This is a genomic window from Enterovibrio litoreus (assembly GCF_045679545.1).
In the GTDB taxonomy this organism is placed as follows: domain Bacteria; phylum Pseudomonadota; class Gammaproteobacteria; order Enterobacterales; family Vibrionaceae; genus Enterovibrio.
Genome location: NZ_CP166194.1, coordinates 3,033,953 through 3,058,833, shown reverse-complemented (window position 1 = coordinate 3,058,833; position 24,881 = coordinate 3,033,953). Strand labels below are relative to the sequence as shown.

20 protein-coding genes are annotated in these 24,881 nt (G+C 48.3%); 12 read left to right on the top strand and 8 right to left on the bottom strand.

Annotation, left to right across the window (positions count from 1 at the left end):
• Positions 1 to 67 precede the first annotated feature (67 nt).
• Positions 68 to 1,981 (bottom strand): methyl-accepting chemotaxis protein, encoded by a 1,914-nt coding sequence (locus AB8599_RS13610; RefSeq protein WP_407331432.1) that lies wholly within the window; start codon positions 1,979 to 1,981, stop codon positions 68 to 70.
• A 78-nt stretch (positions 1,982 to 2,059) separates the two neighbouring features.
• Here AB8599_RS13610 and AB8599_RS13605 point away from each other — a divergent pair, with 78 nt between their 5' ends.
• Together AB8599_RS13605 and acnB are read left to right on the top strand one after the other, a co-directional pair.
• Positions 2,060 to 4,330 carry a patatin-like phospholipase family protein gene (locus tag AB8599_RS13605; protein WP_407331431.1) on the top strand — a complete coding sequence of 757 codons (2,271 nt, stop codon included), beginning with the start codon at positions 2,060 to 2,062 and terminating at the stop codon, positions 4,328 to 4,330.
• Between the two features lie 225 nt (positions 4,331 to 4,555).
• On the top strand, positions 4,556 to 7,153 hold the full coding sequence (acnB, locus tag AB8599_RS13600; protein WP_407333227.1) for a bifunctional aconitate hydratase 2/2-methylisocitrate dehydratase: 2,598 nt from the start codon (positions 4,556 to 4,558) through the stop codon (positions 7,151 to 7,153).
• A 168-nt stretch (positions 7,154 to 7,321) separates the two neighbouring features.
• Here acnB and AB8599_RS13595 read toward each other — a convergent pair whose 3' ends face one another.
• From AB8599_RS13595 to AB8599_RS13585, 3 genes are all read right to left on the bottom strand, one after another.
• Positions 7,322 to 8,455: a glycerate kinase gene (locus AB8599_RS13595; RefSeq protein ID WP_407331430.1), complete on the bottom strand. Its 1,134-nt coding sequence runs from the start codon at positions 8,453 to 8,455 to the stop codon at positions 7,322 to 7,324.
• A 12-nt stretch (positions 8,456 to 8,467) separates the two neighbouring features.
• The gene (locus tag AB8599_RS13590) at positions 8,468 to 9,733 is read right to left on the bottom strand and encodes a GntP family permease (protein WP_407331429.1); all 1,266 of its coding nucleotides are present in this window, start codon (positions 9,731 to 9,733) and stop codon (positions 8,468 to 8,470) included.
• A 124-nt stretch (positions 9,734 to 9,857) separates the two neighbouring features.
• Positions 9,858 to 11,009, bottom strand: coding sequence for a sugar diacid recognition domain-containing protein (locus AB8599_RS13585; RefSeq protein ID WP_407331428.1), 1,152 nt, complete (start codon positions 11,007 to 11,009; stop codon positions 9,858 to 9,860).
• 97 nt (positions 11,010 to 11,106) lie between these two features.
• Between AB8599_RS13585 and AB8599_RS13580 the strand changes: the two genes are divergently transcribed.
• The 6 genes from AB8599_RS13580 to AB8599_RS13555 all read left to right on the top strand — a co-directional run bounded on the left by AB8599_RS13580 (position 11,107) and on the right by AB8599_RS13555 (position 17,266).
• Positions 11,107 to 11,484, top strand: coding sequence for a YacL family protein (locus AB8599_RS13580; RefSeq protein ID WP_407331427.1), 378 nt, complete (start codon positions 11,107 to 11,109; stop codon positions 11,482 to 11,484).
• 283 nt (positions 11,485 to 11,767) lie between these two features.
• Positions 11,768 to 12,106, top strand: coding sequence for a P-II family nitrogen regulator (gene glnK / locus AB8599_RS13575; RefSeq protein WP_002537421.1), 339 nt, complete (start codon positions 11,768 to 11,770; stop codon positions 12,104 to 12,106).
• A gap of 20 nt (positions 12,107 to 12,126) precedes the next feature.
• Positions 12,127 to 13,356: an ammonium transporter gene (locus AB8599_RS13570; protein WP_407331426.1), complete on the top strand. Its 1,230-nt coding sequence runs from the start codon at positions 12,127 to 12,129 to the stop codon at positions 13,354 to 13,356.
• Between the two features lie 166 nt (positions 13,357 to 13,522).
• On the top strand, positions 13,523 to 14,539 hold the full coding sequence (locus AB8599_RS13565) for a Fe(3+) ABC transporter substrate-binding protein (RefSeq protein ID WP_407331425.1): 1,017 nt from the start codon (positions 13,523 to 13,525) through the stop codon (positions 14,537 to 14,539).
• 73 nt (positions 14,540 to 14,612) lie between these two features.
• A complete protein-coding gene (locus tag AB8599_RS13560; RefSeq protein WP_407331424.1) occupies positions 14,613 to 16,244 on the top strand; it encodes an ABC transporter permease in 1,632 nt (543 codons plus the stop codon).
• Complete coding sequence (locus AB8599_RS13555; protein ID WP_407331423.1) at positions 16,241 to 17,266, top strand: ABC transporter ATP-binding protein; 1,026 nt, start codon at positions 16,241 to 16,243, stop codon at positions 17,264 to 17,266. Before AB8599_RS13560 ends, AB8599_RS13555 begins: the two co-directional genes overlap by 4 nt.
• Before the next feature lie 79 nt (positions 17,267 to 17,345).
• Here AB8599_RS13555 and AB8599_RS13550 read toward each other — a convergent pair whose 3' ends face one another.
• A complete protein-coding gene (locus tag AB8599_RS13550; protein ID WP_407331422.1) occupies positions 17,346 to 17,951 on the bottom strand; it encodes a TetR/AcrR family transcriptional regulator in 606 nt (201 codons plus the stop codon).
• Between the two features lie 245 nt (positions 17,952 to 18,196).
• Between AB8599_RS13550 and hpt the strand changes: the two genes are divergently transcribed.
• On the top strand, positions 18,197 to 18,730 hold the full coding sequence (gene hpt, locus AB8599_RS13545; RefSeq protein ID WP_407331421.1) for a hypoxanthine phosphoribosyltransferase: 534 nt from the start codon (positions 18,197 to 18,199) through the stop codon (positions 18,728 to 18,730).
• A 60-nt stretch (positions 18,731 to 18,790) separates the two neighbouring features.
• Here the strand turns inward: hpt and can are convergent, their stop codons facing one another.
• A complete protein-coding gene (gene can, locus AB8599_RS13540) occupies positions 18,791 to 19,441 on the bottom strand; it encodes a carbonate dehydratase (protein ID WP_407331420.1) in 651 nt (216 codons plus the stop codon).
• A 207-nt stretch (positions 19,442 to 19,648) separates the two neighbouring features.
• On the opposite strand from can, the gene AB8599_RS13535 reads away from it, so the two are divergent.
• Genes AB8599_RS13535 through AB8599_RS13525 form a run of 3 tightly spaced genes read left to right on the top strand, consistent with a single transcriptional unit; the run spans position 19,649 to position 23,010 of the window.
• On the top strand, positions 19,649 to 21,301 hold the full coding sequence (locus AB8599_RS13535) for a SulP family inorganic anion transporter (protein ID WP_407331419.1): 1,653 nt from the start codon (positions 19,649 to 19,651) through the stop codon (positions 21,299 to 21,301).
• Positions 21,302 to 21,319: 18 nt separating this feature from the next.
• A complete protein-coding gene (locus AB8599_RS13530) occupies positions 21,320 to 22,243 on the top strand; it encodes an ABC transporter ATP-binding protein (protein ID WP_407331418.1) in 924 nt (307 codons plus the stop codon).
• Positions 22,240 to 23,010, top strand: a complete 771-nt coding sequence (locus tag AB8599_RS13525; RefSeq protein ID WP_407331417.1) for an ABC transporter permease — start codon at positions 22,240 to 22,242, stop codon at positions 23,008 to 23,010. Before AB8599_RS13530 ends, AB8599_RS13525 begins: the two co-directional genes overlap by 4 nt.
• Before the next feature lie 135 nt (positions 23,011 to 23,145).
• Here the strand turns inward: AB8599_RS13525 and panC are convergent, their stop codons facing one another.
• Together panC and panB are read right to left on the bottom strand one after the other, a co-directional pair.
• On the bottom strand, positions 23,146 to 24,024 hold the full coding sequence (gene panC / locus AB8599_RS13520; protein ID WP_407331416.1) for a pantoate--beta-alanine ligase: 879 nt from the start codon (positions 24,022 to 24,024) through the stop codon (positions 23,146 to 23,148).
• Between the two features lie 14 nt (positions 24,025 to 24,038).
• The gene (gene panB / locus AB8599_RS13515; protein WP_407331415.1) at positions 24,039 to 24,833 is read right to left on the bottom strand and encodes a 3-methyl-2-oxobutanoate hydroxymethyltransferase; all 795 of its coding nucleotides are present in this window, start codon (positions 24,831 to 24,833) and stop codon (positions 24,039 to 24,041) included.
• Between the last annotated feature and the right edge of the window lie 48 nt (positions 24,834 to 24,881).

The following is a 24,881-nucleotide window of genomic DNA, read 5'->3' as shown; positions in this document are numbered from 1 at the left end:
TTAAGACAATAAAAACGCCGCAATAGCGGCGTTTTTTACGTTTTATGATCTGTCGATGACGGTCGATTTAAAGCTTAAAGCGACGCACCAATTCATCAAGCGTGTGCGAAAGATCACGAAGTTCATCGCTGGCTTGGGCCATTTGCTCAGCCGTTTCTGCCGTTTGTTGAGTTGTGACGTTAATATCCTCAATGTTGCGGTTGATGTCCGCAACCACGATGGACTGCTCTTCGGTCGCCGTTGCCACCTGCGTATTGATGTCTGAGATCAGCACAATCTGCTCGTTAATCTGCATCAAAGCGGAGGACGCATTCTGCGACGCTTCTGCACCCTGAGAGGTGAGGTGTTGGCTGCTTTCCATCGCATTCACCGCAGACTGCGCTTCTTGCTGCAACTCATCAATCATGGTTTGAATTTCGTTGGTTGATTCTGCCGTACGGCTAGCAAGGCTTCTGACTTCGTCGGCAACTACGGCAAACCCGCGACCTTGTTCGCCCGCCCGTGCAGCTTCAATGGCTGCGTTTAGTGCCAACAAGTTTGTTTGCTCAGACACGCCGCGGATCACATCAAGAATACCGCCGATCTGCTGAGTGTTTCCCGCCAACTTACGGATCACTTCGGCCATGTTATCCATGTCACTCGCCAGTTGTTGAATGCTCTCTTGCGCAGACATCACCACGCTTTGACCCGTTGTGGTTTCATTGGCGGCATTGTTGGCAGAATCTGCAGCATGCGCGGCACTTGCCGCGATCTCATTGACGGTTGCTCCCATTTGATTGATGGCGGTGACCACCAACATGGTGCGATCACGCTGACTTTGGCTCTGGTCTTGCGTCATCTGTGCTTGCTGGGCAACCAACGATGCGGAGTTGTTCAGAGACTGACTGGTAGTAGCGACATCGCCCACCACTTGATGAATTTTACTGACGAAACCATTGAAGCCTTGTGCAAGCTGACCAATTTCATCATTCCCCTTAACCTCAAGGCGCTGGCGAAGATCGCCTTCTCCTTCGCCAATGTCACGGAATACTTTGGCAAGGTCGGAAATTGGGCGGGTAATCGTCGACGCCAAGAAAACGGCTGCCACCGCAATTAATGCACAGACCAAGACGGAAAGCAGGATGATTTGTTGCGCAGTGCTCGTGAGTTCGTCGTAGACTTCGCCAGTAGGTACTTCAGCGACAACAAACCAATCTAAGTCTGGGATGTAGCTCGACGCTAGCAATACGTCGCGCTCGCCATTCGATGTGGACACCAGATTAAAGTCACGCTGATTTAACAGGTCACGAACATTTCCCTGATACATTTGAGCGATGTTATTGCGGCCCATGTGAGAAGAATCTCGGTGTAACTGCACTTGACCGTCTCGTGAGACCATAAAGACAAAGCCGCTTTGTTCGATTGTAAATTGGTTCATCAATCTGACCATGTTATCCATCGAACGTGACAGACCTGCCAGCAATGTTCCGTTAAGCTGTTGGTAGTTAACGAACAGTTTTAGGTCTCCATTGTCTTCACGGTATACGCTGGTGGTACGTGCTTTGCCACTACTGACCAATTTGAAGAACCATGAGCTGTCGTCTGGTTTCAACTGGCGGAGGAATCCATCCTGGTTCCAATAGTCTCCGTTGCTTCGGTTAGCGACAGAGGCATCGGTTAGTTGGTATTGTTGTTTCAGAGACTGAAGCGTTTCAATAATATCTGATTTATTTCGAGGGTCACCCGCAGCCTGTACAGCAGATGCCAACATTGGCATGCCTGCGAGCTGTTCAGCAGCAGACGTCAGTTGATGGACACTTTGCTCCACTTCTTCGCGGATGTTTGTGAGTAGCAGCGGCAGCTCGTTATCGAGCAAACGGGTCTCTACCATTTCGTGGGCTTTGGTAAGGCTAAGGAAGCTGACGAGGGATGTTGAAGCAATAACTGCTGTGATCATCGCAAGAATGAGTTTTTGTTTTATCGTTAACCGCGTGAAATACATGCTTTTCTCCGTGGTGCCGATTATCCTTCGGCGTCATCATTGGTGTAAATGGAACATTAAAATTGCAAGGCAGCAAAAATGTTAGTTAGGTTTTTAAAGGGCAGGTTGGTTACTGCAGGTGTGCTGTTGTCGGCCATGTTGTCTGCATCTTTAGCTTTTGGAGAAGAAAATTCTCAAAGACCAACCGTTGGTTTGGTGCTTGGCGGTGGCGGTGCGAAGGGTGCAGCTCATGTTGGCGTGCTCAAAGCGCTCGAAGAAATGCGTATTCCGGTGGACTATATCGCGGGGACGAGCATGGGGGCGTATGTTGGTGGGCTATATGCCATTGGCATGACGGCGGATGAAATCACGGTGCTGATGGAGTCCACCGATTGGAATGCTGGCTACCAAGATCGCGTTTATCGCGGCGATCGCCGTACCCGTGATAAAGAGCATGAAGATCGCTATAACCTCTCCACTAACTTTGGTTTTGACTTTAAAAGCTTAAAAACCCCACAAGGCATTGTTCAGGGGCAGAATATGATCCGTATTCTGCGCGAGTCTACGGGTAACCTTCCTTCTTTTGAGTCTTTCGACCAAATGGTCGTGCCTTACCGTGCAGTTGCTACGGATATCGAAAGACTTGTTCCGGTTGTGATTGGTGATGGCCAGCTCACCGAAGCCATGTTGGCGAGTATGGCCGTGCCGGGGGCGTTGCCACCAGTCGAACTGGAAGGGCGGTATCTCGTTGATGGTGGCTCGGTGAATAACATGCCTGTTGACGTTGCGAAAGCGTTGGGGGCTGACATCGTTATCGCCGTCGATATCAGCACCGATTACAGCCCAGCCGCAGAGCTAGGGTCTTATCTTTCTGTTATGAATCAGCTGGTCAATTACATGGTGCGCAATAGCACCGAGCAGCAGATTGCCAATATGAGTGATGAGGACATTCTGCTGACTCCCCAAGTCGGAGACATGGAAACCACTGAATTTGACCGTATGCCGGAAGCCTACGAGAAAGGCTATTTAGTGGCATTTGAACATAAAGACGCCCTAAAACAGTTGGGGTTAACCTCGGGCCAATACCAGACCTACATTGAGGAAAAGCAGCGTCGTCGTCGATTGATGACTTATGGTGACATCCTGTCCGTCGACAGTATTGTCCTTAATAACGATACCAGCTTTTCAGATGATGTCCTCAAAGCGAGGTTGTCGCTCGAAACGGGGAGGATGGATTCAGGCAAACTTGAACAATCAGTCCAGAATCTCTATGCCTTAGACCGATTTGAAACGGTTCGCTACCACCTTGAACAACAGGGTGAGGAGAATGTGTTGGTGGTCGATGTCAAAGAAAAAAGCTGGGGGCCTAACTTTGTCGACTTCCGCTTTGCGTTAGAAGATAACTTTGAGTCGGATACCAATTTCTCTGCCGGTGTCAGTATCAACAGCACAGGGCTTACTGATTATGGTGCAGAGCTAAGAACGCTCTTTGAACTGGGCACGGACAAGCGCGCACAGGCAGAGTTGTATCTCCCGTTTTCTGCCGATCAGCTTTACTTTGCGCAAGTGCTTGGTGGATTGGAAGTGCGGGAGCGAGATGCGTATTACCGCTCTGATGAACCCAATTTGGGCGAAGATACATTCACCTTGGATGCTCGTTACAGTGAGGTCATCGCAGATATTGGTATAGGTTGGCAACCTCAGCTTTGGGGTGAGTTTATGCTGGGTTATCGGTATATCGATGGTGAAGAAGAGTTGGCAGGTGGGTTATCTGAACTCAAATATCAGCGCGCAATGCCTTATATCAGTGTGACGTTAGATGCGTTGGATAATCGTGTTTTTCCGAATCGTGGCGGCTATCTTAATATGTCGTTGGGCTACGCAAGAGATCAATTAGACAGCAGCGAAGGGCGAGCGATTGCCGAAGCCAGTGTGCTCAATATCGAGGGCATTTACGCAAAGAACATCGGTAAACATACCGTTTATGGTAAAGCCAAGTACGGCACCATTAATGCGCGAGTCGGAAGCGTTGCCATTGAACCTCATGAATTAGGGGGGTTCCTCAACCTGTCAGGTATACCGCGAGACTCGTTGTGGGCAAACAATATCGCTTTTGGTGCAGTTGTTTATCGATATCGTCTGCTGGATAACGACTTTGGTTTGTTTAAATCTCCTGTTTATTTAGGAACTTCGCTTGAGTATGGCGGAGTGTGGAACAACCCAGACTTTTCGCTAAAAGATGTACCGTTTTACACCGCAGGCAGTATATTTGCGGGGGTTGATTCACCTTTAGGCCCTATCATTGTCGCCTATGGTCGTACAGAAAATGATCTTGATTCGTTCTATTTTATAGTCGGGACTGATTTTTAAAGGCCCAAGAGGAAGGGAGGGTTTCCCTTTCTCATCATTAAATCAAATGTTTCATTCCGTCGCTGGAATTTAAAATTTGGTTAAAAACTGATAACATGCCAGCTTCGTCATGCAAGGCACTATAGAAAGATAGTTACCCTACGTTTCGTTAAAGTGCCTGCAAGCCGAGCTTAATTCCAAGGATGTCTGGCCGCGATGGTCGGACCGCAAAATGAGGAAAACGTCGTGCTTGAAGCCTATCGTAAACACGTCGAAGAACGTGCTGCTCAGGGTATTGTCCCTAAACCACTTGATGCGGAGCAAACCGCAAGCCTAATCGAATTGCTCAAGAACCCACCTGCAGGCGAAGAAGCTATCCTTGTCGACCTGCTTGAAAATCGCATTCCACCGGGTGTTGATGAAGCCGCATACGTAAAAGCTGGCTTTTTGGCTGCTGTCGCGAAAGGCGAAGCGAGCTCACCATTAATTAGTAAAGAAAAAGCGGTTGAACTGCTCGGTACGATGCAAGGCGGCTATAACATCGAGCCATTGATTGCCATGCTGGAAGATGACGCGTTAGCGCCAATCGCGGCTAAAGCACTTTCTCACACCTTGCTTGTGTTTGATTCTTTCTATGACATCGAAGAAAAAGCCAAAGCAGGCAACGCTTACGCTCAACAAGTGATGCAATCTTGGGCTGACGCTGAGTGGTTCCTTTCCAAGCCAAATGTACCTGAAAAAGTTACGCTGACCGTATTTAAGGTGAGCGGTGAAACGAACACTGATGACCTGTCCCCAGCCCCTGATGCTTGGTCTCGTCCAGACATTCCATTGCACGCACTGGCGATGCTGAAAAACGCTCGTGAAGGTATCGAACCTGATCAAGCGGGCGTTGTAGGTCCCATCAAGCAAATTGAAGCCCTGAAAGAAAAAGGCCATCAACTGGTTTACGTCGGTGACGTTGTTGGTACGGGTTCTTCGCGCAAATCTGCAACTAACTCTGTGCTTTGGTTTATGGGCGATGACATTCCAAACGTGCCTAATAAGCGCGCGGGTGGTTTCTGTCTTGGCGGTAAAATCGCACCTATCTTCTTTAACACTATGGAAGATGCAGGCGCACTGCCTATCGAGCTAGACGTTGCTAAATTGAACATGGGTGATGTGATTGACGTATACCCATTCAAAGGCGAAGTATGCAGCCACGGCACAGATAACGTGTTGTCTACCTTCTCATTGAAAACTGACGTGCTGTACGATGAAGTGCGCGCAGGTGGTCGTATTCCGCTGATCATCGGTCGTGGTTTGACTGACCGTGCTCGCGAAGCGATGAATCTTTCACCGTCTGACGTGTTCCGCCGTCCATTGCCTGCTGTTGAATCTGATAAGGGCTTTACCCTTGGTCAGAAAATGGTAGGTAAAGCATGTGGCGTTCAAGGTATTCGCCCTGGTACTTACTGTGAGCCGAAGATGACCACAGTAGGCTCTCAAGACACCACAGGTCCTATGACCCGTGATGAACTGAAAGATCTGGCGTGCCTTGGTTTCTCTGCTGACCTAACGATGCAGTCTTTCTGCCACACCTCAGCGTACCCGAAACCTGTTGACGTTGTGACTCACCACACGCTGCCTGATTTCATCATGAACCGTGGCGGTGTTGCACTGCGTCCAGGTGATGGTGTTATCCACTCGTGGCTGAACCGTATGCTGCTGCCTGATACCGTCGGTACTGGCGGTGACTCGCACACCCGTTTCCCGCTGGGTATTTCTTTCCCTGCTGGTTCTGGTTTGGTGGCGTTTGCTGCCGCGACGGGCGTGATGCCGTTGGATATGCCTGAGTCAATCTTGGTGCGTTTCAAAGGCGATATGCAGCCGGGTATCACACTGCGTGATCTGGTTCATGCGATCCCTTACTTTGCGATTAAGCAAGGTCTGCTTAACGTAGAAAAAGCAGGCAAGATCAACGCATTCTCTGGTCGCATTCTGGAGATCGAAGGTGTTGAGCATCTCACGGTTGAGCAAGCGTTTGAACTTTCAGATGCATCTGCAGAGCGTTCTGCTGCTGGCTGTACGGTGAAACTGTCGCAAGAATCTGTGTCAGAGTACCTTCAGTCAAACATCGTGATGTTGAAGTGGATGATCAGCGAAGGTTATGGCGATCGCCGTACCATCGAGCGTCGTATCACGGCAATGGAATCATGGTTGGCGAATCCAGAACTGATGGAAGCGGACAAAGACGCAGAATATGCAGAAGTGATTGAAATCGATCTGGCGGATATTAAAGAGCCAATTCTGTGTGCACCTAACGACCCTGATGACGCGCGTTTGCTGTCTGATGTTGCTGGCGACAAAGTTGACGAAGTCTTCATTGGTAGCTGCATGACTAACATTGGTCACTTCCGTGCAGCAGGCAAATTGCTTGAGAAATTTGGCGGCACCTTGTCGACCCGTTTGTGGGTTGCTCCACCGACGAAGATGGACCGTGATCAGCTAACGGAAGAAGGCTACTACGGCATCTTTGGCCGTGCGGGTGTGCGTATCGAAACGCCAGGGTGTTCACTGTGTATGGGTAACCAAGCGCGTGTGGCTGATAAAGCGACCGTGATTTCTACCTCTACCCGTAACTTCCCGAACCGTCTGGGTACTGGTGCGAATGTTTATCTGTCTTCTGCAGAGCTTGCTGCTGTAGGTGCGATTATTGGCCGTATTCCAACGGTTGAAGAGTACCTAGAGTATGCGAAGCAAATCGATGCAACGGCAGCCGATACGTATCGTTATCTGAACTTCCATCGTATGGATGAATACACCAAGAAAGCGGATGAAGTGATTATCCAAACCGCTGTATAAGCATCAGTGGTGAGTCTCGAGAAACGAGACGCTAGATAAGAGAAAGCCTCCTGACGTGGAGGCTTTTTTGTCTCTGAGATAAATCGGTCTTGTGTCATAGGGCTTTGAGTTAATGTTTAAATTTCTCATTGCTCTAAAGCTTTTCCTTGGCACTAGGATCTGTTCTTCCTAGAACCTCATTTTTATCATTCTCGCCACGTTTTCTGCCGTTAGTTCAACATTTTCTTTTGCGTTAGCCAGTGCGTCTTCCAACGTGCATGCGCCTGATACCACGCTGAACAGGGCATCTATGCCATGATCGTAAACCACCACACTGTCTTGGGTAATACTGCCTGCAATACCGATAACGGGTACGCCAAATTGCTTGGCACAGCGAGCGACGCCAATCGGCGTTTTACCGTGAATGGTCTGGCTGTCGATACGGCCTTCGCCAGTGATCACGAGATCGGCATCTTTAACGTGTGCTGACAAATCCACGGCATCCATGACGATATTAATACCCGGTCGAAGCTCGGCGTTGAAGAGCCCCAACAATGCTGCGCCCATGCCGCCCGCTGCACCCGCACCAGCGCTGTTTTTCACATCTTGGTTTAGCTGCGCTTTTATTACATCCGCATAGTGTGACAAGTTGGCATCCAAGGTATCGACCATGCTTGGCGTTGCCCCTTTCTGAGGGCCAAAAATTGCTGATGCACCTTTTTCACCACATAAAGGATTGTCTACATCACAGGCCACTTCCAGTTTAATACTGGCAAGGCGTGGGTCTATATCTGTCATGTCGATGGAATGTAGGCTGGCCAGCGAGCCACCGCCATAACCGATGGCATTGCCATCTTTGTCTAGCAGTTTTACACCCAATGCCTGTGCCATCCCTGCACCTCCATCATTAGTGGCGCTGCCGCCAATGCCGACGATCAAGTGTTTTGCACCATGATCCAGTGCCGCTTTGATTAGCTCGCCCGTACCATAGCTGGTGGTTTGGAGTGGATTGCGCTGAGCAGAGGGCACTAAATGTAGGCCGGAAGCCGCGGCCATTTCGATCACGGCAGTCTCGCCAGTACCGAGTAAACCAAAGAAGCCGTCAACAGGCAGGCCTAAAGGGTCTGTGACGCTCACATCGACGATGTGTCCACCCGTTGCATCAACTAAAGATTGCACCGTGCCTTCACCGCCATCTGCCATCGGTAGCTTAACGATCTCTACATCTTCCATCACGCGTCGGAATCCGCACTCAATGGCTGTCGCGACATCCATGGCTGAAAGACTTTCTTTGTATGAATCAGGGGCAATAACAATTTTCATTAGCAGATTTCCTTATACAAACAGGCCAAACACACCAAATATCAACGTAGAGACCAGAGCAATCACAAAACCGACAGCGGACTCGTAAGGGATTAATTTCAAACGTTCTTTCATATCCATATGAACCGCACCACCCGTGGCATGGAAGAAGCTACCGTGTGGCATGTGGTCAAATACCGTTGCACCAGCATGGATCATCGCAGCGCCTGCCAATGCGGGTACACCTAACTCAAGGATAGTGTTGGCAAAGACACTGCTCGCTACTGCAGTACCGGCAGTTGTGGAGGCGGTGGCCAAGGACATGAGTGCGCCTGAGAACGGTGCAAGCAGATAAGAAGGCAGACCTGACGTAGTGAGCAGGTCAATCAGACCGTTCTTTAAGCCTGAATTCGCGATAATGCCCGCCAAAGTACCTGTACCTAGGAGCATGACAGCCACAGGTGCCATACGATTCAGCCCTGATACAGCAAAGTGATTCGTATCACGTGCGCGGCGCATGGCTAGCGCACCTAGTAAACCACCCAATGGCAAGGCGATAAGCGGGTCGATGTTGATACCCGCGATAGGGCGAAGTGCCAGTAATGAAATTGCGACTAGCGGCGCGACCATGGCGGTGGCGAAAGATGGTAGGCGACTTAGGTCGACAGTTACCACTTCATGGGCTTCTACCTTGCTGCCCCGGTTTTTCAGTTTTAATGCGATGAAGTAAGCTACGATCATCCCGCATAGACCTGGAATGACACCAGCAGCCATCACGGATGTCAGGGGAACATTGAATGCATCAGCCGCCGCAATGGCATTTGGGTTTGGTGACATCACGTTGCCCGCCTTACCGCCTCCGACCATTGCGAGCAAAATAGCCATTTTGGAAAGGTCGGCACGGCGCGCAATCGCCAGCGCAATGGGCGCGACGGTAATAACTGCCACATCAACAAACACGCCGACAGCCGTCAAGATCATGGTCGCTACAGCCAATGCTAGCAGGGCGCGTGTTTCACCGACTTTTTTAACGATGGTTTCGGCAATGGTGGTTGCTGCGCCAGATTCGATCAGCACGCCAGCCAATATGCCAGCTGCGAGAATACGCAGAACAGCAGTGACTATCCCTTGTGCGCCACCAATCATGAGTGACACGGTTTCGGTTAATGAAACACCACCGACCAAACCGCCCACTAAAGCGCCAATGATCATGCCATAAGCTGGCGGAACTTTTCTTAAGATCAGGGTAATAGAAACAATCAGGGCAGCGAGGGCGCCCAAGGTAGATACTTCGGTCATCTCATACTTCTCGGCTGAAACGAAAAACTGTCGACACTGTACGTTGACTGTCAGTATCAAGCTTTAGGCAAACGACCAGATGTTGGCGGGTAAAAAACGCAAAAATTTGTGCGTTTGCACATATTTAGGTTTTTTGCTGCCATTTCAAGAAGGATAAATAGAGGTGTGTTTTATCCTCTAATTTATTGATATCTAAAGACGTTATTTCAGATATGCGTTGTAGGCGATAGCGCAGAGTGTTGCGGTGAATATGAAGATTTTCGCTCGTTTGAACTAAATCACAATTCTGTTCAAAAAACGAAGCCAGGGTCTTAATGAGCGCGCCTCGACCGTCTTTATTGACCAGCAATGTCATGGGCTCATTGAGGTGCCGCGTACGCCAATCGTCTTCCGGCATCGCGCTGAGTAAGACCGGAAGAGTATGATCTTCGTAGTAAAGCACGCTTTCATGCTGTCTGCTTGTGGCTAGTGTTGCGCTCGCTGTCTGAAAAGAACGAGCAAGCCCATGAAAAGAAGGAAAGTAACCGCCATAAGCTATCTGAACGCGGAAAGCCTGTTGAGAACTGACTCGTTTGAGTAAAGCCCGTACTTTTTTCTGTTCGGATTGGTGAGACCACTCACCATTGTTCGTCAATATAGGCTTGAGGACGACAATCTCGTTACGAGAGACTGAAGTGATACCCACTAGGTTATCCCGTTCCGGATTTTCGAGCATGTGAACCATAGATTGAAGATGCTCTAAAGAGAGTGCATTGGCTTTGTTGGGGATAAGCCTCACCACGGCAGCAACCCTAGGTTGTTCTAAATTCAGCTCTAAGCGCTGAGCAATGGAGAGTAACTGGCGCTCATTGAGTTCAGATTCGCGAATAAGCTGCAAAACCAATTCTTCGCGATGACGCTTGTCCCATTGCATTTGTGAAATCAGTGCGGCTTGCTCGACAATGAGTTCAGCGGTCATCTTGACCAGTTCGCCATAACTTCGCACTGTCTCTGGAGGGCCGGAGATGCCAACTACCCCGATGGCATTGCCATTGAACATGACAGGTAAGTTAATTCCTGGGCGAACACCTTTGAGAGAATTTGATGTTGCTTCATCAATTTCAACCACGCGATTCTCTGCCAGTGTCAATAATGCGCCTTCGTGCTTTTGATGCAGGCGATGAGGATCACCGGAGCCTATAATAAGACCCTGCTCATTCATGACATTGACGGAGTGACCGATGATTTTCATTGCACGTTCGACGATTTGACGCGCGATCATGGTATTGAGTTGCATTGCGTGACGAGATCCTGAAAATGAGCAAACTTTTCTAACTTGCCAGCGTGCCTAGCATTCCTGCGACTGGCAAAGGTTGTGATATCGAGGATAGCACGTGGATTACGAATTTCGACGCAATACTTTAGACGACAGCTTTCATGTCACTCTCTCTATGGGGCATGAAGCTCTGGGGCGTTGGTTAATTGATGAGCTGGCAACAGATCACGCTGAAATTGATAGGGTTTTGGAAAACCTTAACCGTGTGATTGAACACGGAGGCGAGTGGAATCGCCCGGGTAAAGTGTTCTTGTTGCAACTGACCCAAGAAGAAGCCGTGGTGCAAGCCAATGCAATGCTGGAAAACCACGATGAAGAAATGCCAGAGCATGATTTTCATGCTTATGAAGAAGAAAGCGTGTCAGTTTGCGGACCAGAAGATCTTCTTTTGGTGCTAGAGGCATGGCAAGACTTTATTCGTCGATACGGTCGCTAACAGTATGATTTAAGGGTAATACAGCACATTGCTGCTGTATGCCCAATTTCCTTTCTAATCCTTGTCTGCTTTTCCCTTCGCCATGTATTGGTGCATCAATTTCCCGCACGTCATTCCTTGCATGAAATTAGTGAACACTGCGCACCAAATTAGTGCATAAAGAATTCCCGCTCAAACTGATATTAAGTTAACTCATTGTATTTTATTAATAATAAAAACTGGCACGTGATTTGTTATGTATTTGTACAGAACATCTTAAATATGGTTCTTCAAGGAGACGGGAATGAAACTTATCAATGCGATTATCAAGCCATTTAAGCTCGATGACGTGCGTGAAGCACTCGCCGAAGTCGGTGTTGATGGAATGACAGTATCTGAAGTGAAAGGCTTTGGTCGTCAAAAAGGACACACAGAGCTGTATCGCGGCGCAGAATATCAAGTCGATTTTCTGCCGAAAGTGAAGCTGGAAATTGCAGCGCACAGCGAAAATGTCGATGAGATTATCGAAGCAATCAGCAAGGCGGCGCAGACCGGCAAGATTGGTGATGGAAAGATTTTTGTTTATGACCTCCAGCAAGCGGTACGTATTCGTACGGGCGAGATGGATGCGGAAGCAATTTAAGGTTTAAGGGAGTATTGAAAATGGAATTATCAACCACTGTTACAGAGTTGCGTTATGCACTCGATACCTTTTTCTTCTTGATTTCTGGTGCGCTGGTAATGTGGATGGCCGCAGGCTTTGCCATGTTAGAAGCGGGCTTGGTTCGTTCAAAAAACACCACTGAAATACTAACTAAAAACGTGTGTTTGTATGCCATCGCTTGTACTACATACCTTTTGGTGGGCTACAACATCATGTATGTCGATAACTCTGAAGGTGGCTGGTTGCCGTCATTAGGTATGTTGATTGGCGTACAAAGCGAAGGCGCGGATCACTCTCTGGCTTCAGACTTCTTCTTCCAAGTCGTCTTCGTTGCAACGGCAATGTCTGTGGTTTCTGGCGCGGTTGCTGAGCGCATGAAACTGTGGGCTTTCCTGGTGTTCTCAGTGATTCTGACTGCCTTTATTTACCCAATGGAAGGTTACTGGACATGGGGCGGTGGCTTCTTGTCAGAAGCAGGCTTTAGCGATTTCGCTGGCTCAGGCATCGTTCATATGGCAGGTGCGTCTGCCGCATTGGCGGGTGTGTTGCTGCTAGGTGCTCGTAAAGGCAAATACGGCAAGAACGGTCAAATCTATCCAATTCAAGGCTCAAACCTGCCATTGGCAACCTTGGGTACCTTTATCCTGTGGTTCGGTTGGTTCGGCTTTAACGGCGGCTCACAGTTGATGATTTCAGACTTTGAAAACGCAACAGCGGTGGGTCAAATCTTCTTGAATACCAATGCTGCGGCAGCGACAGGTGCTTTGGTTGCGCTGGGTGTCTGTAAAGCAACGTGGGGCAAAGCTGACCTGACCATGGTTCTGAATGGCGCATTGGCAGGCTTGGTCGCCATCACAGCTGACCCATTGTCACCATCGCCAGTGGCGGCCTTGGTTATTGGTGGCTTGGCAGGTGCATTAGTTGTTATTAGTATCGTTGGTCTAGACAAAGTGAAGATTGATGACCCGGTAGGTGCCATTTCGGTACACGGTACATGTGGTCTGTTCGGCTTGATGGTTGTGCCATTCAGCAATGCAGATGCATCGTTTGGTGCTCAGCTGTTCGGTGCGGCGGTTATTTTCGCTTGGGTATTTGGTGCAAGCCTCGTGGTCTGGTCTGTACTGAAAGCCACCATGGGTATCCGTGTCACCGAGGAAGAAGAGCTTGAAGGCATGGACTTCCACGATTGTGGTGTGGATGCTTACCCTGAATTTGTCAGCGTGAGATAACATTTCAGCGTTAAACGAGTTAGCTTTAACCTCACAGCGAGCCCCGCATTGAATGCGGGGCTTTTTTTTACTTTATATTCACGCACATTTTGTTGCGCAGCAAATAAGGATGTGTATACTAATCGCATTGATAAACGTTCTCATTACAGTTTAGGAAAGCCAAGGAATGAAAAAATTGCTGTCAGCATCGGCACTGGTGCTAGGAGTTTTGGGCGCAGGCGCGGCAAACGCTGCGGAAGAAGTGAATGTCTATTCTTACCGCCAGCCATTTTTGATTGAGCCAATGCTAGATGCCTTCACCAAGGAAACCGGTATTAAAGTAAACGTTAAGTTTGCAAAAGAAGGTTTGGCAGAAAAGCTTCAACAAGAAGGTGAATACAGCCCAGCAGATGTATTGCTGACAGTTGATATCGCTCGCTTGAAAGAATTGGTTAACAAGGATTTGGTTCAATCTGTTGATAGCACCTTGATTGATGAAAACGTTCCTTCGCAGTTTCGTGATAGCGATGACCGCTGGTTTGCACTGACGTTGCGCTCTCGCAGTGTTTACTCTTCACGTGACCGTGTCGGTAAATTAGGCAACGATTTTGACTACATGGATCTCGCTAAGCCTGAATGGAAAGGAAAAATCTGTACTCGCTCAGGTAAACACCCATACAATGTGTCACTGGTTTCATCTGTGATCGCAAATCACGGTGAAGCAGAAGCAAAGGCATGGCTCGAAGGCGTTAAAGCAAACTTGGCACGTAAGCCACAGGGCAACGACCGAGCGCAAGTTAAAGCCATTTCAGAAGGTCTGTGTGACATTTCTCTGGGCAACAGTTACTACCTTGGCAAAATGCTGGCTGATGAAAAGCAGTTGGCGTGGGCCGAAGCAGTTTACCTGAACTACCCAGGTCAAAACGCACAAGGCGCTCATGTAAATGTGAGTGGCATGGCCATGGCGAAATTCGCACCTAATAAAGATAATGCGCAAAAACTGATGGAGTTTTTGACGTCAGACGTGGCACAGAAAATGTACGCGGAATTGAACTATGAAGATCCAGTGAAGCCGGGCGTATCAAGCTCTGAGCTGGTGGCATCATGGGGCGATTACCGTGCAGACAAACTGCCTCTGGAAACCGTTGCAGAGAATCACGAGAAGGCGATGAAGCTTCTTGATGAAACGAAGTTTGATTTGTAATCACTTCACTCTACACGGTTAAGGGGGAACAGTGTTCCCCCTTGCTGAACTCTGACGCCAATTTGTAGTAGGCATGTTAGAACAGAACCGATTTTTGAAAACCAGCAGTTGGGTATTGTCCTTACTGCTGGTTTTGCCCATTTTAGCGATCTTCTATACCGCGATAGGTGAATCCGACCAAGTGTTTGGTCACCTCATGTCAACGGTAATGGGTACCTATACCCTTAATACCGCCCTCTTGGTTGTCGGCACGGTGAGTTTGTCGTTGCTGATGGGCATCCCGTCTGCTTGGCTAATGGCCAATTATTCAATACCTGGTGATCGCTGGCTCCAGTGGGCACTTGTACTACCGCTTGCCATGCCAGGCTATATCGTGGGTTATATCTATACCGATTGGTTTGATTTTGCCGGCCCCATTCAGATGTTTCTTAGAGATATAACTGGGTGGACAACCGCAGCGCAATATTGGTTTCCCGATTTAAGAACCTTGCCGGGTGCGTGTTTTGTGCTGGCATTGGTGCTGCATCCTTATATCTATTTACTTGCTCGTGCCGCGTTTATGGAGCAAAGCTTAACGCTCACCCAATCTGCTCGCTTAATGGGATGCTCGCCGATACAAAGCTTTTTTCGTATATCTTTGCCTCTTGCTCGTCCAGCCATCGCGGTGGGGGCATCTTTGGTGGCGATGGAAGCGCTTGGAGACTTTGGTACCGTCAGTTATTTTGCCGTGAGCACATTAACGACTGCGGTATACGATACGTGGCTGGGGTATTCCAACCTTAATGCGGCAGCAAAAATATCGGCCATGATGTTGGTGGTCATTTTCTTGCTGATAAGCGCCGAGCGTTACAGTCGCCGCAAGCAAAAACTGTTTAGCCAGAATGTGTCGCCAGACAAAATTGCCAAAACGCCATTGCGTGGAACGTACAAATTCCTCGCAACAATATGGTGCTGGGGATTGTTTGTGATCGCGTTTATGGCACCGTTGGCGCAATTGGTTATTTACGCGTGGGACTACCATGCAAGTAGCTCGATTCAAGACTTCGCACAATACAGTGCCAATAGCTTATACGTGTCGACGATTGCAGCTGCCGCCGCATTGGTCATCGCGCTGATGGTCAATTTCTATCGTCGTCTTGCGGGCAGTGCGGCCAGCAACATTCCGCTGCGCATGGCCTCTCTTGGATACGCGGTACCCGGCACCGTTCTGGCTATTGGTGTGCTGATATTTTTGACCAGTGCCGATCACCTGATTAATGACATTGCTAAAGCCATGGAGTGGGGCAGGCCTGGTTTGCTGTTCTCAGGCACCATGTTCGCGTTGCTAATGGCGTTTGTGGTGCGATTCAGTGCCGTGGCGATTGGTAGCGTAGAGTCTAGCCTCGCGAAAGTGTCACCGTCGTTAGATATGGCGGCACGTACCATGGGCTGTAACGTGGGCGGTATGATCAAACGTGTGCATTTACCCTTGATTCGTCGAGGGTGTTTGATTGCGATGTTGTTGGTGTTCATCGAGTCGATGAAAGAGCTTAACGCCGCGCTATTGTTGCGCCCGTTCAATTTCGAAACGCTAGCGACTTACGTATTCAATTATGCCTCGGATGAGCATCTTGAATATGCTGCACTGCCCGCGGTGCTTTTGGTGCTGGTAGGGCTAATTCCCTTGATCATGATTAACCGTTCTTTGGAGCAAAGCCGCTCATGAGTGATGCGCTAACTGTTAGCAATTTAATCTGTCGTTACAATGGTCAGGCAGTGTTGAGCGACTTGTCGTTTAACGTCGAAAAAGGCGAGATTGTCTGTTTGTTGGGAGCCAGTGGTTGTGGCAAAACCACCCTGCTAAAAGCGATTGCGGGGTTGTTGCCGTTAGATAGCGGAAAGATGACTATTAATGGCCGCCCGATCGTGGATGATCATCTCAATGTTCCGCCTGAGCAGCGTAACATCGGCATGATTTTTCAAGATTATGCCTTGTTTCCTCACTTGACCGTGGCTGAAAACGTTTCTTTCGGTTTAACCGGTTGGAAGAAAACAGATGTGACGGCACGCGTGCTAGAAATGCTGGTGCTGGTGAAGCTCGAAGGGCTCGAAAGTCGCTATCCACACCAATTGTCTGGCGGTCAGCAGCAACGCGTTGCGATTGCTCGTGCACTGGCGTGTAAGCCAGATCTTTTATTGCTGGATGAACCGTTTTCAAACATAGATACACAAGTTCGCCACAGTCTGATCAAGGAAATTCGTAAGATTTTCAAAGAGCAGGGGGTTACTGCCATCTTTGTAACCCACAGCCGAGAAGAGGCGTTTGCCTTTGCAGATAAACTGGCAGTGATGAATCGAGGGGTGATTGAGCAATACGGCAATGCCACCACCTTGTATTACCAGCCAAGCAGCCGTTTTGTTGCTGACTTTCTTGGTCACGGTTCGTATGTACCCGTATCACTGAATGGTGATAACTCGATGAGTACCCCATTTGGTGAGTGGCCGATTGAGCACGCTGAACATGAGACGATGCTTGAGTGGCTCATTCGTCCGCAAAACCTCACTATTTCGCAAGATGCAGCGGGAGACGGTGTTGTGATAGATGCGCAGTTTATGGGAGATAGTAGCCGATATCTGGTGAAGGTGAATGAGCAGACATTGATGGTGTATTCAAACCAGTTGCTTGAAATGGGTGACACTGTAAGCCTGAATATTCGGCCGCATCCGCCCGTGCTGTTTGCTTCGTGATGAGCGTTTAGCACATGCAGCATGCATTGTAAGACAAAAGAAAACCGGCCATTGGCCGGTTTTGTTACTTCACTGAGCGTTACTTACCGCAAAGCATATCGATATAGCCTTCAGCCTGACGATCTAATGCATCCTTGTCAGGTTGCTGGTGGGCTTGTAAATAGAGGATGTAACAAACGCCATCGAACATACGAGCCATTTCCATAGGCTCTCGATTAGCAGGCAATGTTTTTGATTCAATGCCTTGTTCAAACAAACTGGCGTATTGCTCCAATACAAGGTTCTTGCCATTGACAAAGTTTGGCCAAATATCCTCACGAATGGATGTACTCCACTCAAACCAGACTTTTAGCCATTCTTTATCTTCTAATGCCGCATTGATTAATGCCGATGCAACGTGAGATAAGGATGCGTGAGCATCGCCGTTACCCAGTTGAATGTTTCGGGAGATGAGTTGTTGAAACTCTTTTTCTGCTTGATTGAGTACGACATCAACTAACTCTTCGCGGGTTGAAAAGTAGTTAAATACGGTAGCCACGGAGACGCCTGCCATATCGGCGATGTCTGCATGCCCTGCGCGTCCGATGCCGCGCTTTGAAAACACCTCAAGCGCATATCCGAGCAGTTGTTCTTTTCTCTGCTCCGGCGACAATCGGGTTCGTGTACGTCCACTTGAAGTAGCCATCCTGGTTCCTGCCAACTTTTACGTGCGAATAATATTTGCAATCTGCAACTTTTATGTAGGTTTAATATGCTATTTAACAACTGCTTGCAAAGCGTACAACAGCAACAAGTTGCATGGCAATGAACTGTCCATATAAAGCGTCGAAATTTTGACGTGTATCGAGAGTAGGCGTCGAGTTTGCACAGTGATAGAATACTCGACCTCATTTACACAGGTAGTTAGGCGGAAAACCGTCGAGGTTTATAATGAAACATACTGTAGAAGTGATGATTTCAGAGCAGGAAGTCCAGCAGCGCGTTAAAGTGCTTGGCGCTGAAATTACAGAACACTATAAAGGCTCTGAAGATTTAGTGATGGTGGGTTTGTTGCGTGGCTCATTTGTCTTTATGGCGGATCTCGCTCGCGCTATAGAGTTGCCGCACTGCGTTGATTTTATGACGGCTTCTAGTTATGGCAACGCAATGGAAAGTACGCGTGATGTGCGTATTTTGAAAGATTTGGATGATGACATTAAGGGCAAAGATGTGCTTTTAGTGGAAGACATCATTGATACAGGCAACACATTGAGCAAAGTGTGTGAAATCCTGTCTATCCGTGAGCCTAAATCGATTCGCATCTGTACCTTGCTTGATAAACCTGAACGTCGCGAAGTAGATGTCCATGTTGATTGGTATGGCTTTAAGATCCCCGATGAGTTCGTTGTGGGTGTGGGTATCGATTACGCTCAAAAGTATCGTCACCTGCCATACATTGGCAAAGTCGTTCCATTGGAAGATTGATGGCATGAAAAAGCGACCGAGAAGGTCGCTTTTTTGTATTCATGTGTTTCATGATTTTGGTTATCTGTTAGGAACCAACTCAGCCATCGCATTTTCGTAAACCACCTCTAGCGTTTCAAGGCTATTGGCATTCATGCCTAAATCTTTCAGCACGCCATCGCTGATATCATAGAACCAGCCATGAATTTTCACATCTTGACCGCGTTCCCACGCCGAGCGAAGAATCGTTGAGTTGCCAAGGTTATACACCTGTTCTGCAACATTGATTTCGCAAAGTCTATTCCCTTGCTCCTCAAGGCTAAGTGCACCCAAGTAGCTTCTATGCTTACGATAAATATCGCGGATATGAAGTAGCCAATTATTAATTAGGCCTAGCTCAAGGTTTTCGATAGCTGCATGAACACCACCGCATCGGTAATGCCCACAAATAATGATATGTTTGACCTGCAGGACATCCACAGCGTATTGAACAACAGACAAGCAGTTCAAATCGGTGTGAATAACTTGGTTGGCAACATTTCGGTGAACAAAAAGCTCACCAGAATCTAGGCCTGTTAGTCGCTCTGCTGGTACTCGGCTATCCGCGCAACCAATCCATAGGTATTCGGGATGTTGTGATTGAGCAAGCTCGGCAAAATAAGCCGGGCTATCTTCCTTGATGGTTTTCGACCATTTCAGGTTATTCGCAAAAAGTTGCTTTATCTGTGCCATATTGGCCCCCCAAAACTTGCGCCGCGCGACACTATACACCACTAAAGATCATATTTAGATACAATTTAACACTTCCTTCTCAACATATTAGCTCCTCTTACCAGCATTGGCATTGGTATAACAGATCCCGTTAATCGTGTTTCATCGGTATACTGACGTCGCAATTCGGTGGCTTGCCGAAAAGGAAGTAATAAAAGGGAGCAAGTTGTGAATTTTGACCGATTCAAACAATGGAGCCTAAAAGGCGATATTTTTGGTGGTGTAACAACCGCGATTATTTCTTTACCTCTCGCACTCGCTTTTGGTGTTGCGTCGGGAGCTGGCGCTGAAGCGGGTTTATGGGGCGCTATTCTTGTCGGCTTGTTTGCGGCGCTGTTTGGTGGTTCGTCGAGCCTGATCTCTGAACCCACCGGCCCAATGACGGTGATCATGACGGCCGTATTGACGTCGATGATGGCGCGTTATCCTGAAACAGGGATGGCCATGGCGTTTACCGTGGTCATGATGGCCGGTGCATTTCAGGTGCTTCTCGGTACACTCAAACTCGGTAAATACGTCACCTTAATGCCCTATAGTGTGATATCCGGATTTATGTCGGGTATTGGTGTCATTCTCATTTTGCTACAAATCAGCCCGCTTATGGGGCAGGCAGCACCGCCTGGAGGGGTGATAGGAACGCTGAAGGCCTTCCCTGATACGCTTGCTAATTTGAGCTTCAAAGAACTCTTTCTTGGTCTTTCCACTCTCGCCATTCTTTTCTATTTCCCTAAAAAATACCGCCGTTACGTTCCAGCACAGTTGGTCGCGTTGGTGGTGGTGACACTTGTTTCTTTGCTGCTGTTTGACCTCGACGCTATTCGCCGAATCGGTGAGATTCCTACTGGTTTGCCGTCTATTGTGTTGCCAACCTTTACGCCAGAAATACTGACCACCATGGTGATTGATGCCCTGGTGCTGGGTACGCTTGGTTGTATTGATACCTTGTTGACTGCTGTTATTGCAGACTCATTGACCCGTGAAGAGCACAACTCAGACAAAGAGCTGCGTGGTCAAGGCATTGCAAACATGATTTCAGGTCTGTTCGGTGCATTACCGGGCGCAGGCGCCACCATGGGCACTGTGGTCAATGTACAGGTGGGCGCACGCTCGCCGCTGTCAGGGATTGTTCGTGCATTGATCCTCGCCGCCGTGGTATTGGTGGCTGGCTTTCTGACTGAGCCTATTCCAATGGCCGTGCTGGCGGGTATCGCCTTGTATGTCGGCATCAACATTCTTGATTGGAGCTTCTTACAGCGAGCACACAAGGTGAGTTTGCATCAAACTGCCATCATGTATGGCGTGATGGGGCTGACAGTGTTTGTTGATTTGATTGTGGCTGTGGGGCTCGGGGTGTTCATTTCAAACATTGTTGTGATTGAACGTTTAAGCCGAGAACAGGCCAAGCAAGTGAAAGCCATCAGTGATGCCGATGATGACGATGTGCCCCTTACTAAAGACGAGAGAGCTTTATTAGATAGTTCTGATGGAAAGGTGTTGTTTTTCTATCTGTCAGGCCCAATGATATTCAGCGTATCGAAAGCTATTTCGCGGCAACATGCTCGAATTGGTGAATACCGCGTCATGATATTGGACTTGAGCGATGTGCCTTTGATTGATATGACTGTTGGTCTTGCCCTTGAAAATGCCATCAAAGATGCCCGTGAAGTGAACTGCACCGTTTTCCTTTTATGTCCTCATCAACAAACAAGAGAACAATTGGAACGTCTTCATGTGGGGGATTGGATCAGTGATGCGCACACGTTCAACTCTCGTCACGACGCACTGCATGCCGCGAAGCGGTTAACGGAAGTCATGCCTTAAAAGAATTAAATACTATTTATGAAAGCAATTGAGATAGACAACCTGATCAAAGTGTATGGCACCGATGTGAAAGCACTCAAAGGGGTTTCCCTTTCCGTGCAGCAAGGTGATTTCTATGCTTTGCTCGGCCCTAATGGCGCCGGAAAATCCACCACCATAGGCATCATTAGTTCACTGGTGAACAAGACTTCCGGAAAGGTGAAGATTTTCGGTTATGACATCGACACTGATCTTGTTGAAGCTAAAAAGCAGCTAGGTTTAGTGCCGCAAGAGTTTAACTTCAACCAATACGAAAAAGTTGAGCAAATCCTACTCAACCAAGCGGGGTACTACGGCGTTGAACGTGCCGAAGCGAAAGTGCGAGCGAAGAAGTACCTAACGCTGTTGGATTTGTGGGAGAAGCGTGATGAACCTTCTCGAACACTATCTGGTGGTATGAAGCGTAGGTTGATGATTGCGCGTGCATTGATGCACGAGCCTAAGCTCCTGATCCTTGATGAGCCCACGGCAGGTGTTGATATTGAATTACGTCGCTCAATGTGGACGTTTTTAAAGGAAATCAACGAGCAAGGTATCACCATCATCTTGACTACCCATTACCTCGAAGAGGCGGAAATGTTGTGTCGAAATATCGGCATTATTAACCGTGGAGAGTTAGTGGAAGACACATCGATGAAGATGTTGCTGAAAAAACTGGATGTGGAAACCTTCGTGTTAGACCTTGCGCCAGACAGCAAGGTGATGAGCTTGGAAAATGTAAAGTGGCAGCAAATTGACGGCCACACATTGGAAGTGGAAGTTCATAAAAACACGGGATTGAATACCGTGTTTGCACAGTTGTCAGAACAAGGTATCCAAGTGCATTCTATGCGAAACAAAGCGAACCGATTGGAAGAACTCTTCGTGAATTTAGTACGCAACAGCGAAGGGGCATTAGTATGAACAAAGCCTATTGGGTCGCCTTTAAAAGTCTACTGATCAAAGAAATTACGCGATATAGCCGTATTTGGGTGCAAACCTTAGTGCCGCCAGCCATCACCATGACCTTGTATTTCGTCATCTTCGGTAACCTTATTGGTAGCCGCATCGGTGAGATGGGCGGTTTTAGTTACATGGCGTACATTGTGCCAGGTTTGATCATGATGTCGGTGATCACTAACTCCTATTCCAATGTTGCCTCGTCCTTCTTTAGCACCAAAATGCAGCGCAACATTGAAGAGTTAATGGTCGCGCCTGTGCCGAATTACATCATTATCGCGGGCTATGTGGGTGGCGGTGTGAGCCGTGGTTTGGCGGTGGGGCTTATCGTGTCATTGGTCTCAATGTTTTTTGTCGATCTGCATATCGCGCACCTTGGCGTGATAGTCGCGACCGTGTTGCTCACATCGATTTTGTTTTCTCTCGGTGGTTTGATTAACGCTGTGTATGCGAAAACGTTCGATGACATCAGTATTATTCCAACGTTTATTCTTACACCGTTAACCTACCTTGGTGGCGTATTCTATTCGCTGTCTCTGTTGCCTGAATTTTGGCAAAGCGTTTCGAAGCTAAATCCTATTGTGTATATGGTGAATGCTTTCCGTTACGGCTTCTTGGGCGTGTCAGACGTGAGTATTTATACGTCATTCGCCGTGCTAATTAGTGCGATTGCTGTGTTGTATACCATCGCGTGGTACCTGATTAGTCGAGGTATTGGTTTAAGAAGCTAGTTATCTGAAACCGCAACTTGAGTTCGCATTTACTGATGCGTTTGAAGAAAAAAAACCGCCTTTCGGCGGTTTTTTTGGCGTCTGTTACTGAGGTAACCACAGAATCAGACAAATAATAAGATATTGCTATCGAGATTATTCTTCGCTGTCGTCACTGACTGGTGGGGCTAAGTCCACACTGAGATTGTCAATGAGTCGTACCTGCCCAAGTAAGCATGAAGCGAGGATCACCGCTTTTGATGATTGCTCAGTAATTGGCAGTAGCGTATGCGCATCGCGGATGAAGATGTCATCAGGTTCCAAGCCTGCAGCTCGAAGTTGGTCGTTACCATCAAGCACCAATTCGCTGTAATCAGTACGACCACCGCGCATTTGGCTGCTTATCCAACGTAATGTTTTAGCAAGCACAGGTGCACGTTGGCGTTCATCGACCGTCAAGCGAGTGTTGCGGCTGCTCATGGCTAAACCGTCCATTTCGCGCACGGTAGGAACTGCAATGATTTCAACAGGCATGCAAAGGTCGGTCACCATCTTGTTGATGACGGCGAGTTGCTGGTAGTCTTTCTCACCAAAGCAGGCAACGTCAGGCTGGACCATGTTAAACAGTTTGCTGACGACCGTCGCGACGCCTTTGAAATGTCCTGGGCGCGATGAGCCTTCAAGAATGCCCGAAAGGCTCGGCACATCCACAAACGTGTGGTGTTCCATACCATTGGGATACATTAATTCAGGTGATGGTGTAAAGACAATCTCTACCCCTTCGGTGTTGAGCTTGGCAATATCTTCATCCAAGGTACGAGGATAGGCGGCTAAATCGTCTGCTTTGTCGAATTGCATTGGGTTAACGAAGATGCTGACCACGACAACATCTGCGTTTTCACGCGCGCGTCGAACCAAGGTAAGGTGACCATCATGAAGGTGACCCATGGTTGGGACAAAAGCAATTCGCTGCCCGTCACGACGCCATTGAAGGATCTGATCTCGTAGTGGGGCAATGTCAGCGATCACTTGCATAAATTCAGCATTCCTTAATTAAACGTCTGCTCTGGGCCAGGAAACTCGCCAGTTGCAACTTCTTCGATATATCGCGAAACAGCCAGACGCATGTCGCCTGTGCTCGCGAGGTAGTTTTTGGAAAAGCGCGGAATGTAGTTAGCTGAAATGCCAAACATGTCGTGCATGACCAGAATTTGTCCATCTGTCGCGTTGCCCGCGCCAATGCCGATCACTGGGACGCGAACGGCGTCAGTGATACGTGCGGCTAACGCTTTTGGCACACATTCCAACAAAATGATTTGTGCGCCGGCTTTCTCTAGTGCCAATGCATCTTGCACCATTTGCTCGGCTTTGGCTTCGTCACGCCCTTGCACTCTAAATCCACCAAAAATATTGACGGACTGAGGTGTTAGACCAAGATGGGCACACACAGGTATAGCGCGTTGAGTCAGCATGGTCACGGTATCGGCTAGCCAAGCACCGCCTTCCACTTTCACCATGTTAGCGCCAGCCTTTATCAGCTCAGCCGCATTAATACAGGCTTGCTCTGGTGTGGAGAAAGACATAAATGGCATGTCAGCCATTAATAGGCAGTTTGGACTTCCTGCACGAACACTGCGGGTGTGGTAAGCAATTTCTTCGACAGAGACAGACAGGGTGTCGCTTTTACCCTGTAAAACCATGCCAAGTGAATCACCAACCAGCAGTAAAGGTATTTCCTGCTCTTCGAACAGTTGGGCAAAACTGGCATCGTAAGCAGTTACAGTGGCAAATTTACGTCCTTCCTGCTTCCATGCCATTAAGGTATTAATCGTAATTTTTTTCATATCGTCTCCCAAACCCTGCTTGCTGTGATGTTGATTGCTGAGGCTTTC

What these genes read in the sequence shown, in the direction of transcription:
- AB8599_RS13610 (WP_407331432.1), bottom strand. Translation starts at nt 1,981, where the DNA reads ATGTATTTCACGCGGTTAACGATAAAACAAAAACTCATTCTTGCGATG.
- AB8599_RS13585 (WP_407331428.1), bottom strand. Translation starts at nt 11,009, where the DNA reads ATGCAACTCAATACCATGATCGCGCGTCAAATCGTCGAACGTGCAATG.
- AB8599_RS13590 (WP_407331429.1), bottom strand. Translation starts at nt 9,733, where the DNA reads ATGACCGAAGTATCTACCTTGGGCGCCCTCGCTGCCCTGATTGTTTCT.
- AB8599_RS13550 (WP_407331422.1), bottom strand. Translation starts at nt 17,951, where the DNA reads ATGGCTACTTCAAGTGGACGTACACGAACCCGATTGTCGCCGGAGCAG.
- AB8599_RS13525 (WP_407331417.1), top strand. Translation starts at nt 22,240, where the DNA reads ATGAACAAAGCCTATTGGGTCGCCTTTAAAAGTCTACTGATCAAAGAA.
- AB8599_RS13530 (WP_407331418.1), top strand. Translation starts at nt 21,320, where the DNA reads ATGAAAGCAATTGAGATAGACAACCTGATCAAAGTGTATGGCACCGAT.
- AB8599_RS13555 (WP_407331423.1), top strand. Translation starts at nt 16,241, where the DNA reads ATGAGTGATGCGCTAACTGTTAGCAATTTAATCTGTCGTTACAATGGT.
- AB8599_RS13560 (WP_407331424.1), top strand. Translation starts at nt 14,613, where the DNA reads ATGTTAGAACAGAACCGATTTTTGAAAACCAGCAGTTGGGTATTGTCC.
- can (WP_407331420.1), bottom strand. Translation starts at nt 19,441, where the DNA reads ATGGCACAGATAAAGCAACTTTTTGCGAATAACCTGAAATGGTCGAAA.
- hpt (WP_407331421.1), top strand. Translation starts at nt 18,197, where the DNA reads ATGAAACATACTGTAGAAGTGATGATTTCAGAGCAGGAAGTCCAGCAG.
- panB (WP_407331415.1), bottom strand. Translation starts at nt 24,833, where the DNA reads ATGAAAAAAATTACGATTAATACCTTAATGGCATGGAAGCAGGAAGGA.
- AB8599_RS13565 (WP_407331425.1), top strand. Translation starts at nt 13,523, where the DNA reads ATGAAAAAATTGCTGTCAGCATCGGCACTGGTGCTAGGAGTTTTGGGC.
- AB8599_RS13595 (WP_407331430.1), bottom strand. Translation starts at nt 8,455, where the DNA reads ATGAAAATTGTTATTGCCCCTGATTCATACAAAGAAAGTCTTTCAGCC.
- glnK (WP_002537421.1), top strand. Translation starts at nt 11,768, where the DNA reads ATGAAACTTATCAATGCGATTATCAAGCCATTTAAGCTCGATGACGTG.
- panC (WP_407331416.1), bottom strand. Translation starts at nt 24,024, where the DNA reads ATGCAAGTGATCGCTGACATTGCCCCACTACGAGATCAGATCCTTCAA.
- AB8599_RS13605 (WP_407331431.1), top strand. Translation starts at nt 2,060, where the DNA reads ATGTTAGTTAGGTTTTTAAAGGGCAGGTTGGTTACTGCAGGTGTGCTG.
- AB8599_RS13570 (WP_407331426.1), top strand. Translation starts at nt 12,127, where the DNA reads ATGGAATTATCAACCACTGTTACAGAGTTGCGTTATGCACTCGATACC.